Raw genomic sequence first — 15,305 nt, forward strand, 5'->3', positions numbered from 1 at the left:
GCTTTATATTTTGATAAAATCGCGAGAAAATTTTAAAAAATATTTTGCTATTTAAAATTTAATTATAACTTTGTATTTCAAAGTTCTTTATATGGAATCAAAAAACTATCAGGAAGACTTATCTCATATCCGTTCTATGATGGAACGTTCTTCAAGATTTATTTCTTTGAGCGGACTGTCGGGAGTATTTGCCGGATTGGCGGCTATTTTAGGGGCTATATATGTATATTTTGCTTTTCAACGTGAAGGAATCGATTATTTTGCCGGACAGCGAAATGTCTTTAAAGCTGGTTTGGTTAATGAGTTAATGATTACCGGAATTATCATTCTTATTGTAGCTCTTTTAAGTGGATATATTTTTACGGCTAATAAAAGCCGCAGAAAAGGATTGAAAATTTGGGATGCTACCACTAAGAGACTTTTGGTTACCTTTGCAATCCCTTTAGTTTCTGGTGGGATTTTCTGTTTGGGACTTTTGTATCATCATCTTTTTGTGTTTATTGCTCCTGCAACGCTAATTTTTTATGGATTAGGACTAGTGAGTGCAGAACGCTATACATTAACAGATGTTAAATATTTAGGATATTGTGAGATTGTATTGGGATTGTTTTCTCTTTTCTTTCTGGGATGGGGATTGGTGACCTGGACAATCGGTTTTGGCGTACTTCATGTGGTGTATGGATTGATTATGCATAAAAAATATAAATAAAACAGTGAGGAAGTGGGGTGTATCTTTAATGATTATTTTTGCAGTCATTATTTGTAGAACGTATTTATTCATGTTTTTTTTCAAGTATGAAATAATTCGAGAAAGTGCGATGCCTATTTCCATTATTACTAATCAGAAGCTTTTAAATGATTTAGAAACAAATGAAACAGAAGATTCTATTGATAATATTATTCAGAATGCATTAAAGAAAACAAGTTCTGACTTAAGTTTTACATTCAATAAATGTCATAGTGAGGTTAATCATTTGGTAGAATCTAAAGAAGCAAACTGTATTGGATATGCCTGGTTTTTATCAGCAGTAATTCGGTATAAATTAGATAGAAGTAAACTTGATAAACAGTGGAAAGTTCATCATAAAGTCGGAAAGATTTATTTTTTGAATGAAAATATCAATAAATATTTTGATTCGAATTTTTTTAAAGACCATGATTTTGTAACTGTTGAAAATACAGAAACAAAAGAGGTAATTGCAATTGATGGTACAGTTTACGATTACTTTAAAATAAAGAGAGTACAATTAAAATGATCAAAATAAATCAACTCAACAAAGAATTTGAAAGTCGTGTAAGATTGGGCATTATGTCTGTTCTTATGGTAAACGACTGGGTTGATTTCTCAGAAATGAAAAATCTTTTAGAAGTTACAGATGGTAACTTGGCCAGCCATAGTGCTGCCTTGGAAAAGTCGAGCTATATTGAAATTAAGAAAGAATTTGTAGGTAAAAAGCCGAAGACGTCTTATCGTGTTACACAAGCAGGAAGATTGGCGTTTACTGAACATTTAAATGCACTTGAAAAATTATTGGGCAAATAAAGCTCAAATTTTTTTGAATTTAAACTTTGTATCTCAAAGTGCTTTGTAAATTGAAATAAATAAAATATGAAAACATTGAAACAAACACACATTCTCATTTTCGCTCTCCCTGCATTGCTTTTGGCAGCAGCATTTTTCTGCAACCTTTTTGTACAGGGATTTGATTGGTCATTACCGGATTTTATGATCGCAGGAGTTTTACTTTTTGGAACAGCATTCGCCATCAATCTGGTGGTTAATTCTACAAAAACAGTTGCAACCAAACTTGTCATTAGTGGAATTGTTCTTCTGATTCTCATTGTAATTTGGGTGGAACTGGCTGTAGGAATTTTTGGAAGCCCGTTTTCAGGAAGCTAATTTAAAAGAGAGCGATGACTAGAAAAGATTTTCTGAAAAAGCTGGGTAAGATTACATTAATAGGAGCGTTTCCGACATTGTATTCTTGGCAGATAGAACCGTTTTGGGTGGAATTTGTCCAGAGGAAGCTTCCGATAAAAAATTTACCAAAAGAATTGAATGGAAAAATTCTGATGCAGATTTCAGATCTTCATGTAGGTGACCGGTTTGATTATCATTTCCTTATAGAATCGTTTCAAAAGGCCAGACAATTTGCTCCCGATTTTGTGGTGTATACCGGAGATTATGTCAATCATGGAAGTCACGAAGATCATGAAAAGCTGAAAAAAGTAATGGGGAATGCCATTATGGGAAAATTGGGGACTTTTGGAATTCTGGGAAACCATGATTACGGAAAAAAATGGAAAGATCTGGGCTCCTCAAAAACGATTTGCCAGATCCTTGAAGACATGGGTATTTCAATGCTGAATAATCAACAACAGGAATCTCACGGACTAAATATTATCGGTTTTGATGATCTGTGGTCACCCAATTTTGATCCGATGAGTGTGATGAAAGATTATGATGCATTAAAAGCGAATCTTGTCCTTTGTCATAATCCTGATGTTTGTGACAAAGAGGTCTGGAATGGATATCAAGGCTGGATTTTAAGCGGTCATACTCACGGAGGACAATGCAGGATTCCCGGAATAATAACACCGATTCTTCCCGTAGCCAACAGAAAATATGTTTCCGGTGAAATTGATCTTGAAGATGGCAGAATGCTGTACATCAACCGTGCATTGGGACATTCTTTTCAGGTAAGGTTTATGGTACGTCCGGAAATAACGGTATTTACATTGGCTAAAGGATAGATTATGAGTGATAAATATATTTTAAATGTTGGAAAAAAAATGTTTGCATTTTCTTTTTTAGTAGGAAGTATTTCATTTTTTAGCTTGTTTTCTGGATTAATGATTGAATTTGCCGTTTTCAGTGGTCTGATCTTATGCTTCTTCGTGCTAATTAATACAATTGTGTTTTTTTCTTTGATGATTTATGGATTTCTACATCAGTCTAAATTGATGATTTGTCTCAAATCTGCTTCAATACTTCTGATTAATATTCCTATAGCATTTATTTATGGACATCTAATTGATTATTAAAATATAAATTATGAAAAAATTACGCGTCAAATTTTTACTCTTTATTTATGACAACACACAAAAACTTTACAGAACCTATTTTAAAAAGAAAAAGCGGCAATGGCAGTTTAATGAAAAACAATTGCTGGAGTTTCACACAGATTCCTTAGGAAGAAAATTGGGGGAATTTTATAAGAAACATGGTTTTTCCATAATTCCAAAGATGGAAAATCATGATGTCCATCATTTAATTACCGGGTTGGGAACACAATTTGAAGAAGAGATAGCGATGCAGTATCTTCTGTTAGGGAACGGAAAACTCAATGCTCATCTCTTGGCTGCTATTGTTTTAGGAACAATTATTCTTCCCGAATATACAAGAATGTACGTGAATGCTTACCGAAAAGGTCAAAACATGAGAACATTTCATCATTTGGATTTTGAAGCGTTGCTCTGGCAGAATTTTGAACATCTTAATAATTTTTTCAGACAAAAAGAGACTTCAGTTTTTTATTAAACTCCCAATAAAACTTTACTTATGAAAACGCATCATCTTATTCTTTTGACAACCGTACTTTTTATAGTGCTTTTTTACGGTGAAACGCCGGGAATTAATCTTGGAATTCTGGGAATTGCCTACACTGTATTTACTTTGTTTGCAACTCCGGATAAAAATAAAACACAAACATTCTATATATTATTGATTACTTCCTTTGTTTCAAGCGTAGCATTTGCATGGTATCGTGATTTTCCTTCATTTTTAGCACTAGGTACTTCGCTTTTATTTCTTGGCCTGAAATCCAAAACGAGAAAACTGAAAACCCTTTTTATTGTTCCTGTTTTTGTGACGAACTTTTTTACTTTTTTCTGCAGGTTTTTCAGTTTTGAAAAATGGCTTCCTAAATTCAATACCTCAGGAATGCTGCAGAAAACGATTGCTATTATTTTTATTCCTGCCATTTTTATCACGGTATTCTTTTGTATCTATACTTATGGAAGTAATCATTTTGCCACTTTGTTTGACAATATTGAATTTGATTTCAACTTTCTTGAGTTTTTCGGACTGGCTGTTCTGGGATTCTTTATGGCATTCAATTTCTGGAATTTTTCAATAGAAAGATTTATTTACAAGCAGAATCATTATTTAAATAATACATTTTCAGTTCAGGAAAAATCTCAGAAGGCTTCTTTTGGTTTTATGACCTTCGAACTGGAACGGTCAAGTGGGATCATAACATTTTTAGTTTTAAATATGATGCTCCTGTTCTTTATTTTCACTTACGACTACGAACAGTTTTATGAAATTCCGAAAACACCGTCTCAGCTTTCGGATGAAACCCACGAAAGGGTAATTTCGGTTATTTTCAGTATTATCATGGCCATTGCAGTGATCATGTTCTACTTTAAAGGAGCTTTTAATTTTGATAAAAATGCAGGAATATTAAAAATCCTGGCCAAAATATGGGTTGTTCTTAATGCCGTTCTTATATTTTCTGCGATGGCTAAAAATACAGAATATGTTCAGCAGTTGGGCCTGACCTATAAAAGATTGGGAGTTTACGCATTTTTAATATTGAGTATTATTGGATTAGTAGTAACTTTTATAAAAATTCAGAAGCAGAAAACCAATGCGTTCTTGTTCAATCAGATGTTATGGTGTTTCTATGGAATGATTTTGGTTTGCAGTTATTTCAATTGGGGCGGAATGGCAACACAGTATAATATCCGGAATCATAAAGGAAACTTTGAATTTCTGCATTCCCTGAATTATAATGATGAAGTTTTAGAACAGGCTTTTCCAAAGGAGATGAAAACCCGCGTTAATGATGACCGGGTAGAAAGTGATAAAGCCACATTCTTTTCCAAGATTTTATATTATGAATGCATTAAAAAATAAAATATGAAAAAGCTCCTGTTAATCATTCCGATGTTTTTATTTTCCTGTAAAAAAGAAAATAGTAATACTGAAATAAGATCTTCTGATTCCGTAACGATAAAACAAACGTCTGAAGATTTGAAAGATTCTGTGATTAAAAAACAAGATGAAAAGAGCCCGAATAGCATCACAAAGGCTAATAATAACATTATAACTGAGGAAGAAAATGGCAGAGTAATTATGAAAACGGTTGAAGGAAAAGGCTTTCCAATAATAATACAAGAAGAATTTACAAAAGATCATGATAAACTCATTCTTAAAATTTCAAATTACTCAAAACCCCAGCTGAAAGCTAAGATTATCACCAGACAAAATGATTTTAACATACGTTTTAACCAGATCAAACTTCCGGATGGAAAGATGGACGGACCTTTTGGAAGAGAAATCACCTATGATATTCCTGAAAAAGGAGAGGTTTGGTTGATTGTAGGGAAAAACAATATGGCAGATGGTGAAATTACCGGTACTTTTTCTGTGAAAATAGAATAGATTTGGTATAATTTATGCAAGTGAAAATGTAAAATAAATATTATGAAAAATATATTTTCAACAGCTATAATTGCTTCTGTAGCTTTGGTAAGTTGCGGAACGGTACAATCCCTTGTTCAGAATACATTTCCTTATACTGCCAATGTATTGGTTTCTACCGGAGTACCTGCCAATAAAGAGGTGTCTTCTACCGCAACAGCATCGAATGTTCAGACCTGGTTTGGAGGAAATAATAATGCTAAGATAAAAGACGTAAGAATTTCTGATGCAAAAGTATCTGTAGTTAGCCCTTCTAATGGTAGTCTTAGTGATTTTAAATCGATAAAAGTTTATGTTTCATCGAGCGGAACAGGAGAAAAACTGGTTGCTTCAAGATCTAATATTTCTACCAGCTCATCAAGCTTAAATCTTGATTTAAATGATACAGGTTTTCTGGATGAGGTAGTTAAAAGCACAGGTCTTACTGTGAGAACGGTTTATGAACTGAAAAATCAGACAAGTTCTGATATGAATATAAAAGTAGCGCTTAATTTCAGCAGTGTACCTGCAAACTAATGTATAAAAAAGAAACAGCCTGTCAATTTATTCGACAGGCTGTTTTTATTTTTTAGTGATAGTTCTATTTAAAATCCACCAATTCAATATCGAAAATAAGGGTTGCTCCCGGAGGAATAACTCCACCTGCTCCGTTATCACCATACGCTAAATCTGAAGGAATATAAAATCTGTATTTTGCTCCTTTCGTCATCAACTGAATTCCTTCTGTCCAACCTTTGATTACACCGGAAAGACTTAAATCCATTGCATTTCCGCCGTGATTATCTGTGCTGTCAAAAACAGTTCCGTCCATGAGTTTACCGGTGTATTTTACACTGGCAGTACTTGAAGCCGTAGGTTTAGCTTTTCCGTCACCAGGCTGCAGAACTTCATACTGTAGTCCGCTTGCTGTGGTTGTTATTTTTTTGTTCAGCTTGTTTTTAGCTAAGAATTCGGCTCCTTTTTTCTTATTTTCTTCAGCTTTTACTTTTGCTTCTGCCTGCTTCTTTTCATTTTGCTTCTGCATAAAACCCTGTAAAAAATTTCCCATTTCCTCTTTTGGGAATAAGCTCGCTTTATTTGTGAACTCATCTTTTAAAGCCTGTGCCATAAGATCTGGATCTACAGTAAATCCTTGTCTTTTCATGTTTTGAGCAATATCAAGACCTATATAATAAGAGGCTTTCTGTTCATCTGTATAAGATTTTTGAGCGAAAGAAGTAGTAAATCCGGCAACAATTGCCAAAGTAGCTAATGTTTTTTTCATTGTTTGAGATAAATTATATTCTGTTGTAAAGTTAAGCTTTCGTGATGGAATCCATAACAATCGTTACAGGTCCGTCGTTGATTAATGAAACTTTCATGTCTGCTCCGAAAATTCCGCTTTCAGTTTTGAGCCCGGATTTTGAAATCTGTTCTTTAAAATATTCAAAAAGAGGAATCGCTTTGTCCGGTTTTGCCGCTTTAATGAAAGAAGGGCGGTTTCCCTTTTTGTAATCGGAAATTAAGGTAAACTGGCTTATACATAAAATTTCACCTTTGATATCCTGAACAGAAAGATTGAGTTTGTCATCTTCATCCCCGAAAATTCTGAGATTTAAAATTTTCTGAACGATCCAGTCTGCATCTGTTCTTTCATCATTTTCATCAATTCCTACCAACAGCATTAATCCCTTTCCAATTTCACCCACAACTTTTCCGTCTACTTTTACACTGGATTCGGAAACTCTCTGTATAACCACTTTCATATTAATAATAAATATTTAAAATATTCGATGAAGCATCATAGTTATAGGTATAGGTTTTTGGAGGAAGTCCTGTAACCTGATTGGCAGGTTGCCCGGTAAGAAGAATCCATTTGGCATTGTCTTTAGGGCAAATAATGCTGATATCATCCTTTACCTCAAGAGTGGTGTTAGTATCTGGACAAAGATGAGGTGCATTTCTGTCGTATATTTTGAAAGAAGAACCGGATGTTCTTACAGCAATTAATCCTCTGGTTCCGGATTGCTGTTCGTTGATGTAAATCCATCCTCCGGTGTTATTAAGATTGTAGTAGGCCGGAAGATTCAAATTTAATGTCACGTTAATAGGGCTGCTTGGAAAACAGTTGACTGTGTCCTGTGTTCTTCCGCAGGAGTTGATAGTTAAAATACTGAAAATCAGGGTTGTTAAAATAAATACGATTGAAAAACTTTTTTTCATTTCAATTTAAATTTTTATATATTTGTAAAAATTAAACGATTATTACACGAAAACATTGTCCGGCAAATGTCGGATTATTTTTTTATACTAAAACTAAATTTTGAAAATTATGGCAAGCTATGTTACAAAGGAGGGATTAGACAAAATGAAAGCTGAGCTAGAACAGTTGGAAACTATTGAAAGACCTAAAATTACCCAGCAGATTGCAGAAGCTAGAGACAAAGGAGATTTGTCTGAAAATGCTGAATACGATGCCGCTAAAGAAGCGCAGGGTATGCTTGAAATGAGGATTTCTAAATTAAAAGATGTTATTTCTACTTCTAAAATTATAGATGAAAGCCAATTAGATACTTCTAAAGTTTCAATTTTGACAACAGTGAGACTTAAAAATAATGGCACAAAACAGGAGCAGGTATTTACTTTAGTTCCGGATAACGAAAGTGATCTGAAGGCAGGGAAAATTTCTGTCAATACACCTATTGCTAAAGGACTATTAGGAAAAGTAGTGGGAGAAACGGCTGAAATTACTTTACCAAACGGAAACAAACTGTCTTTCGAAGTATTGGAAATCACTCTGTAAGAAAAATCCTTAGAAATTATGAGCACAATATTCACTAAAATAATTAACGGCGAAATACCGGCTTATAAAATTGCTGAAGATGAAAACTTTGTTGCATTTTTAGATGCAATGCCTTTGGTAAAAGGACATACTTTGGTAGTTCCTAAAAAAGAAGTCGATCTGATTTTTGATCTGGATAGCGAAGACTATAAAAACCTTTGGGGATTTGCTCAGGAAGTCGCTAAGAAAGTTAAAAATGCAATTCCTTGTATAAGAGTGGGAGTTGCAGTGGTAGGACTGGAAGTTCCACATGCTCATATTCATTTGATTCCTTTAAACAAAATGGAAGATATGAATTTCAGAAATGAAAGATTAAAATTATCTGTAGAAGAATATACAGAAATTCAACATTCAATTATTAATTCTTAATCCATAAATGAGATCGTAAAAAAGCAATTTTTTACGATTTTCTTTAATAATATATATTTATATAAAATGAACTCAAATCAATGTTCATTCTGCGGAAGAAAAAGAAATGAAGTACAGATGCTGATTTCCGGGCAGAATGGTTTTATTTGTGAAAACTGTATCGAACAAGCGCATTCAATTGTAAAAGACAGTGCTTCAAAAACAGGATATTCGCCTGCAGAAAGTATCGATGAATTGAAAAAGCCAAAAGAAATTAAAGGTTTTTTAGATCAGTATGTAATCGGTCAGGACCAGGCCAAAAAACAGCTTTCCATAGCAGTATACAATCATTATAAAAGATTGCTTCACGCCAAAGATGAAAACAGAGAAGTGGAGCTGGAGAAATCAAACATCATTATGATTGGCGAAACCGGAACCGGAAAAACATTGTTGGCCAAAACAATTGCCCGTGAGCTGAATGTTCCGTTTTGCATTGTGGATGCAACGATTCTTACTGAAGCTGGATACGTTGGAGAAGATGTAGAAAGTATTCTGTCAAGGCTTTTGATGGTGGCAGATTATGATGTTGAAAAAGCAGAAAAAGGAATTGTATTTATTGATGAAATAGATAAAATCGCCAGAAAATCTGATAATCCGAGCATCACAAGAGATGTTTCCGGGGAAGGTGTACAGCAGGGTTTACTTAAATTACTGGAAGGAAGTATCGTCAATGTTCCGCCACAGGGAGGAAGAAAACATCCTGATCAGAAATACATCCAGGTAAATACCCAGAATATTTTATTCATTGCTGGAGGAGCTTTCGACGGAATTAAAGAAATTATCGAGCGAAGAATGAACAAGCAGGCGATTGGCTTCAGCTCGGAAAAAATAAATAAAGTAGACGAAAATGAGTATGTATTAAGAAATATCAATGCAATAGATTTAAGATCTTTTGGATTGATTCCTGAGCTTTTGGGAAGGTTTCCTATTATTACTTATCTGGAAAAGCTTACCAAAGAAACAATGGTGAGAATCATGCAGGAACCTAAGAATTCTATTGTAAACCAGTTTGTTGAACTATTTAAAATGGATGGCATTCAACTTACCTTTACCGATGAGGCTGTAGAAAAAATTGTGGAAGAAACAATGGAAAAAGGATTGGGTGCAAGAGGTTTAAGAGGGACTACTGAAAAAGTGCTTGAGGACTATATGTTTGAAATAGGCGAGCAAAAGGAAATCATATTAACTGCGGATAATATTTTGGTAACTAAATGATTTTTATAGTTTTTTGTTAAAAAAAATTATATATTTGCATAGAGTATTTTATTATATTAACACATAAAAATAATATACAATGAAAAAAAATTTATTAACTATAGCACTTTTGGCTACGATGTGTTCTGTTCAGGCGCAGCTACTACATGTCGACAATACAGCCAATGTTTACGTAAGTCAAGGTACCTTGGTTTATAGTGGAGGTGGAGTACAAACGAAAGGAACTGGAACCGTTGAAAACCACGGAAACTTTATGATTCAAGGAGCATCAACTGATGTTTTCAGAAATCTAGACGCATCAGGTACTGAAATTATTACAGGAAATACGGGAGGTTCTTTCGTTAATAAACTTAATCAGCCGGCTAATTTTACATTGCGTAACACTGCTGTTCAAGGAGATCAGACTGTTCCTCTTACGACTCTGAACTACACTTATGGTCAGCTTTATATTTCCGGTATTCCACAAAATAAAATTACAGGTGTTGTAAATCAAGAGTTTAGATCTGTGAATCACGGCGCGTATCAACAAATTGGACTTCCTTTTTGGGGAAAAGATTTTTCTACGCTGTCTGAATTAGGAAAAACATTTAATACAACAAGATGGAGCCAAAATGAGGCTCTTGTTTGGAATAATGCTTTAACAGTATTTGATAATTTACCTTCAGCAACTTTAGGAACTACAGCCCGACCGGCTTATTCATATTATATCTTAGGTGGAGGAGGTACAGGTTCTGCATGGGCTAACAATGGTCTGGCAACTACTAGAACAGTAATCGGACAGCCTGTATCTGACCTGGATAACTTCCAAGTAACTTTATCAGGAGCTGGTTCTACAGTAAATTACGGGGCAGGAGGAAGTGCTATCAATGGTTATAACGAAAAGTATAATACTTATTTGGGCGATTATTTTGCCTATTCAAGAAATAATATTTGGGATGGTACAGATTTCGGGAAAAATCTTTATTTCTTCAGTAATCCTTACCTAACTAATCTGGATTTAAATAATCTTATAACTCCAGGGGATCCTGATTTTATAACTAATTTGTACGGAATAAGATTTGAGCCAACAGCTGGCGGAACAACTTATGTAGCCGGATCCGGCGGGAGTGCAATCAGCTTTAAATTTGTTACCAGATCAGGTAACGTTTGGGTAGGTGATACGGAGTATTTAAATGTAAGACCTTTTGGTTCTTTCGTAATTAAATTGAATAATAATACGGCTAGTCCGGCTCCAACTTTAAATTTTGCAAACCTTAGAAGATTTAATTATAATTCTAGAGCTACAACAACACCTTATTCACCTACGGCAAATAAGAACGGGACGAATAATACTACAGGAAGTGTTAAGCAATTAGCGGTGATTGGATTGGATTCTAATGGAAAAGAGTTAGCGAGAACTTATTATGTAGTATCTCCTTCTTCTATTAATGGACACTCTGTTAATGCAACTTCTCAAGTTGGTAATAGTAATACTTATGATTTAGGTACATACGAAGAAGATGCAGTAAATGGAGGATACGATCCAAATTATCAAAACAGCTATTGGTTATATATTAATGAAGCTAATGATAGTTTTGTAGGGAAAAATATTAAGATGGTAAGATATACTTCTAATATATCTTCATTTCAATTTTTTATAAAAGAAAATGGAAGTGCACCTGCTAACGGCGTACATGATTTATCTACTGGTATTGGTTTCTATTTTAAAGGACCGAATGGTGTTTTGCAGCCAATTAGTCAAGGTCAGACTATAGCTGCAACCGGTAATGCAGAACAAGAATATGACTTATATTACGGTCTGCCGTCTTCTGTATTGGGCTCTTCCGATATAGTAAAGACACCTTCAAGAACTGTTGTTGCCTATAATCCTGCAATTGATGATTACATTGTGAAATTCGATCCTAAATGGAAAAAAGCTGCAATTCAGGTATTTGATATGAGTGGGAAATTAGTAGTTTCTGACAAAAATGTTGATGCTACATCTGATTATACAATTAGATTACAGAAAAAGTTAAAAACTGTTTATGTGGTTAAAATTGTTTCAGATAAAGGAGAAACAGTACAAACTAAAATTGAAAGATAACTATAATTAACCTTCTTAAATTTGCAAAATGAAAAAAAGTATATTACGTTTACTAAGTTTTACATATTTGTTATTTAGTGGATTATTGTTCGCTGAAAATGAAGTGCCTGCTCCACCTACAGCTAGACCGGGAGGAAGCGGAGGTGATACTGGAACTCCTGGAGCCCAAGCATCTCCAATTGATATGTATATTTGTCTCCTGGCAATAGTTGCAATTCTGACAATTGTTTACTTTGCTAAGAAATACAAAAGCCAAAAAATATAAAAATTTTATTAAAATAATAATAAACTCTCTGATTAGTCGGGGAGTTTTTTTATTTTTACGTCATGAAAAAGATACTTTTATTGTCTGGGATGATGACTGCATTATCCATCCACGCTCAGTTTTCAGTGACTATTCAAGCACCGGAAGGATTCAAAGAACAAGATGCCATTTTATACACGCTTAACGGATCCAAAGACATTATTGTTACAAAAGGACAGAAGAAAAATAATGTGTGGACATTTAAGTATCCTAAAGCCTATTCTGGAATGATGAAGGCTTATTTTCCTAATACCAATAATTCAGTTAGTTTTATTTCTGAAAACAAGAATGTCAGCTTAAAACTTGATGCAGATGGTGCTAAAGTAAAAGATATCGTTTATCTTGATGATGCCAATATTTTAATGAGCAGTATTCAGGAGTTATCCCAGAAGAAGGAAGTCATACTTCCTGCATTATCCCAAATAAAAGAATATTATAAAGATAATACTGAGTTTGGAAAAGCTTTAAAAACAGAAATAGGAAGACTTGCCGGAAATGATATGGCAGATGTATCAAAGTTTCCTTTTGTAAGCTACTATAATACCAATTATAACAAATACTTATCAGCCCAAAATACTAAAAAAGCTTCTCAGGACGATATCATTAATTTTATTGATAAGTCAAGTGATATGCTTGAAACATCTTCTCTACTGAGACCTATATTAGTCGCTTATTTAAATAATGGAGGGAATACGAATGTTACAGGATCAGTAGACAAGTTATTGGATAGATTAAAAGTGGAAACTCCCCGAGGACAGACCGTTTTGTCTGAACTGATTGACATATTTGATGTATATGATATGTCTGAGTTTAAGAATAAGTATTTAACTCTTGCTAAAAATCTTAAATGTACCATTACAGACAGATTGGCTTCTACAATAAAATCAAATGCAAATGTAGAATTAGGAGCTGTTTTTCCTAATTATAAATTCCAGTCTCCGGTAAATACAGATGCAAAATCAATTCATGATGTGAAGGCTGATAGAAAGATTATTGTTTTCTGGTCATCTACATGTTCGCATTGTGAAAGTGAGCTTCCGCAACTGCTTGCAAAATATAAAGAATTACAGGCTAAAAAAGTTCAGGTTATAGGCTTGTCTTTAGATACAGATAAAGCTTCATATACGAGTAAAATAGCAGCATTTCCTTGGATCAATGATTCGGAATTGAAGGGCTGGAACAGTTCTTACTCGGATACCTATAATATTCATGCTACACCTACCTATTTTATTTTAGATGCTAACAATAAGATAATCAGTAAGCCAGAGCACGTAGGGAATGTTTTAGAATATTTTAATGCAAAATAATTTTGGAGGGAAAGAAATAATTTATATATTTGCACCACGAAAAAGGCGAGGTAGCTCAGTTGGTTAGAGCGCAGGATTCATAACCCTGAGGTCACGGGTTCAATTCCCGTCTTCGCTACAAAAAGTACTTTCGGTAGGTACTCAAAAATACACCGCGGGATGGAGCAGTAGGTAGCTCGTCGGGCTCATAACCCGAAGGTCATCGGTTCGAGTCCGGTTCCCGCTACTAAAATCGCAATTAGAAATAATTGCGATTTTTTTATGCATATATTCTTTTGATAAATTATTTAGTCATAGGTATTTTTTCTTTTCTGAAAATAGAGTGAAGTTTAAGTTAAACTAAATGATAAGTATTTTAGTTACTTTGAAAAGAAAATCTTATCATTTTGGTAAAATAAATAAGTATCTTCGTGGTGAATTATTCTCAATTCTAAAAAAACCTTAAAATAAATTCAATAAATCTTAAAGTTTTCATAAAACTTGATAAAAAAGGAAAATAAGTTTTTTATTTATAAATATTGTTGTATTTTTACAACGCCTTGAATGAGGGAACAAGTCAAGGTAATAAATTTTTTTTCATCATTTGTGTTTTTAGAATCGTATCGCCTGATACGATTCTTTTTTTATATCTATTCTTTTTCGTAATTCAATAGTAGATCGATAAAATAAGAATAAGTGACAGACCCTTCCTGCTGGTTGCTTTTTAGAAACAGGTTATTGGTAAAGCCGAAGAAATTGTCCAACCAGCTTTGATGTTCCAGCATGAATGCCTTTTCAAATGCTCTGTCTCTCTTCATACCTTCTGAATAGTTTTTTTGTATTGATTTTACAAAATCGGGGTCTTCTTCTACGATACATCTTAAAAGGCTTTTTAAGGTGAAGTATTCGGTGCTGTAGCGTAGTTCCGGATTGGTAGATTCAATACCTATTAAATAGCCTATAAAATTGGCTTCCTGTTCCCTGGCAAAGCCTAATTGATGAGAGCTTTCATGAGCAGAGGTGAAAGGGATTAAAGTGGCCGGAAGTTGTGAGTTGTATTGAGCTTCTGCCGTGAAAGGATTGTAATACCCTAATATCCCCGTAAAACTCATTACGTTTTTGAATAAGCTAGGTTTAAATGAATTGGCGAGAGAAACTCTTTTATCAGAAATGTACTGAGGAATGGCCTTTTGTCTTAACAGGATTTCTGTTTGGATACCATTTAGATTGGAAATGATAAAGACTCCGTTCTTATCTTCTTGTACCATTTTTCTGCTCATCTTACATTTTTCAAGGTATTTTAAAGCCAGTATTTTTGCTTTAATAATATCAGGCTCTTTTTGACTTGAAAGCTTGTGAAGAATTGGGGTTTGAAAATATAACATTCCCCAAAATATCTGGTAACAGAAATAAAGGATATTAATGATCAAAAGAAATCTAATGATCGTCTTATTTCTATCTTTTTTTTTAAAAAGTTTTATAAAAGAATAGAGAATAAAAATTCCCAAGACTATATACAAAACATCTCCCGTTGAAAAAGGTATCCACGAAAAAAAGAGCTGATGTATTTTTTTCTGGATTTCAAAAAGACTTTCAAAAAATGAAATCATCCAAACCGATTTAGAGAAAACAAAAAATAAAAGAAATTGGGCAAGTAATAAACCCGCCCAAAATCTTTTCTTCGTATATAAATTGTTAAT

The 15,305-nt window shown here is 33.8% G+C and carries 19 protein-coding genes and 2 tRNA genes; 17 read left to right on the top strand and 4 right to left on the bottom strand.

Annotated features, from left to right (window positions below):
* Positions 1-91 precede the first annotated feature (91 nt).
* The 9 genes from P0Y62_16005 to P0Y62_16045 all read left to right on the top strand — a co-directional run bounded on the left by P0Y62_16005 (position 92) and on the right by P0Y62_16045 (position 6,004).
* Positions 92-709 carry a hypothetical protein gene (locus P0Y62_16005; protein ID WEK69341.1) on the top strand — a complete coding sequence of 206 codons (618 nt, stop codon included), beginning with the start codon at positions 92-94 and terminating at the stop codon, positions 707-709.
* A gap of 70 nt (positions 710-779) precedes the next feature.
* On the top strand, positions 780-1,256 hold the full coding sequence (locus tag P0Y62_16010; protein WEK69342.1) for a hypothetical protein: 477 nt from the start codon (positions 780-782) through the stop codon (positions 1,254-1,256).
* Positions 1,253-1,543, top strand: coding sequence for a transcriptional regulator (locus tag P0Y62_16015; protein ID WEK69343.1), 291 nt, complete (start codon positions 1,253-1,255; stop codon positions 1,541-1,543). The genes P0Y62_16010 and P0Y62_16015 overlap by 4 nt, the downstream gene beginning before the upstream one ends.
* A 66-nt stretch (positions 1,544-1,609) precedes the next feature.
* Positions 1,610-1,900 carry a hypothetical protein gene (locus P0Y62_16020; GenBank protein WEK69344.1) on the top strand — a complete coding sequence of 97 codons (291 nt, stop codon included), beginning with the start codon at positions 1,610-1,612 and terminating at the stop codon, positions 1,898-1,900.
* Positions 1,901-1,914: 14 nt separating this feature from the next.
* Positions 1,915-2,754, top strand: coding sequence for a metallophosphoesterase (locus P0Y62_16025; protein ID WEK69345.1), 840 nt, complete (start codon positions 1,915-1,917; stop codon positions 2,752-2,754).
* A gap of 301 nt (positions 2,755-3,055) precedes the next feature.
* Positions 3,056-3,541, top strand: a complete 486-nt coding sequence (locus P0Y62_16030; GenBank protein ID WEK69346.1) for a Coq4 family protein — start codon at positions 3,056-3,058, stop codon at positions 3,539-3,541.
* A gap of 21 nt (positions 3,542-3,562) precedes the next feature.
* On the top strand, positions 3,563-4,921 hold the full coding sequence (locus P0Y62_16035) for a DUF4173 domain-containing protein (GenBank protein ID WEK69347.1): 1,359 nt from the start codon (positions 3,563-3,565) through the stop codon (positions 4,919-4,921).
* A gap of 3 nt (positions 4,922-4,924) precedes the next feature.
* Complete coding sequence (locus P0Y62_16040) at positions 4,925-5,449, top strand: hypothetical protein (protein WEK69348.1); 525 nt, start codon at positions 4,925-4,927, stop codon at positions 5,447-5,449.
* A gap of 42 nt (positions 5,450-5,491) precedes the next feature.
* Positions 5,492-6,004: a hypothetical protein gene (locus P0Y62_16045; protein ID WEK69349.1), complete on the top strand. Its 513-nt coding sequence runs from the start codon at positions 5,492-5,494 to the stop codon at positions 6,002-6,004.
* Between the two features lie 64 nt (positions 6,005-6,068).
* On the opposite strand, the gene P0Y62_16050 is transcribed toward P0Y62_16045, so the two are convergent.
* The 3 genes from P0Y62_16050 to P0Y62_16060 are packed head-to-tail and all read right to left on the bottom strand — an operon-like array spanning position 6,069 to position 7,690.
* Entirely contained in the window at positions 6,069-6,752 is a 684-nt protein-coding gene (locus tag P0Y62_16050) for an FKBP-type peptidyl-prolyl cis-trans isomerase (GenBank protein ID WEK69350.1), read from the bottom strand.
* A gap of 31 nt (positions 6,753-6,783) precedes the next feature.
* Complete coding sequence (dtd, locus tag P0Y62_16055; GenBank protein ID WEK69351.1) at positions 6,784-7,233, bottom strand: D-aminoacyl-tRNA deacylase; 450 nt, start codon at positions 7,231-7,233, stop codon at positions 6,784-6,786.
* Between the two features lies 1 nt (position 7,234).
* Positions 7,235-7,690, bottom strand: a complete 456-nt coding sequence (locus P0Y62_16060) for a hypothetical protein (GenBank protein ID WEK69352.1) — start codon at positions 7,688-7,690, stop codon at positions 7,235-7,237.
* Positions 7,691-7,799: 109 nt separating this feature from the next.
* On the opposite strand from P0Y62_16060, the gene greA reads away from it, so the two are divergent.
* The 8 genes from greA to P0Y62_16100 all read left to right on the top strand — a co-directional run bounded on the left by greA (position 7,800) and on the right by P0Y62_16100 (position 13,852).
* A complete protein-coding gene (gene greA / locus P0Y62_16065; protein ID WEK69353.1) occupies positions 7,800-8,270 on the top strand; it encodes a transcription elongation factor GreA in 471 nt (156 codons plus the stop codon).
* 18 nt (positions 8,271-8,288) lie between these two features.
* Entirely contained in the window at positions 8,289-8,678 is a 390-nt protein-coding gene (locus tag P0Y62_16070) for an HIT family protein (protein ID WEK69354.1), read from the top strand.
* A gap of 66 nt (positions 8,679-8,744) precedes the next feature.
* On the top strand, positions 8,745-9,932 hold the full coding sequence (clpX, locus tag P0Y62_16075) for an ATP-dependent Clp protease ATP-binding subunit ClpX (GenBank protein ID WEK69355.1): 1,188 nt from the start codon (positions 8,745-8,747) through the stop codon (positions 9,930-9,932).
* 79 nt (positions 9,933-10,011) lie between these two features.
* Positions 10,012-12,015 carry a T9SS type A sorting domain-containing protein gene (locus P0Y62_16080; GenBank protein WEK69356.1) on the top strand — a complete coding sequence of 668 codons (2,004 nt, stop codon included), beginning with the start codon at positions 10,012-10,014 and terminating at the stop codon, positions 12,013-12,015.
* A gap of 28 nt (positions 12,016-12,043) precedes the next feature.
* On the top strand, positions 12,044-12,280 hold the full coding sequence (locus P0Y62_16085) for a signal peptidase (protein ID WEK69357.1): 237 nt from the start codon (positions 12,044-12,046) through the stop codon (positions 12,278-12,280).
* 62 nt (positions 12,281-12,342) lie between these two features.
* A complete protein-coding gene (locus P0Y62_16090; protein WEK69358.1) occupies positions 12,343-13,626 on the top strand; it encodes a TlpA disulfide reductase family protein in 1,284 nt (427 codons plus the stop codon).
* A gap of 44 nt (positions 13,627-13,670) precedes the next feature.
* A tRNA-Met gene (locus P0Y62_16095) sits at positions 13,671-13,744 on the top strand.
* A 35-nt stretch (positions 13,745-13,779) separates the two neighbouring features.
* Positions 13,780-13,852 (top strand) — tRNA-Met (locus tag P0Y62_16100).
* 403 nt (positions 13,853-14,255) lie between these two features.
* On the opposite strand, the gene P0Y62_16105 is transcribed toward P0Y62_16100, so the two are convergent.
* Entirely contained in the window at positions 14,256-15,215 is a 960-nt protein-coding gene (locus P0Y62_16105; GenBank protein WEK69359.1) for a DUF3810 domain-containing protein, read from the bottom strand.
* Between the last annotated feature and the right edge of the window lie 90 nt (positions 15,216-15,305).

It is taken from the genome of Candidatus Chryseobacterium colombiense (genome assembly GCA_029203185.1).
Taxonomy (GTDB): domain Bacteria; phylum Bacteroidota; class Bacteroidia; order Flavobacteriales; family Weeksellaceae; genus Chryseobacterium; species Chryseobacterium colombiense.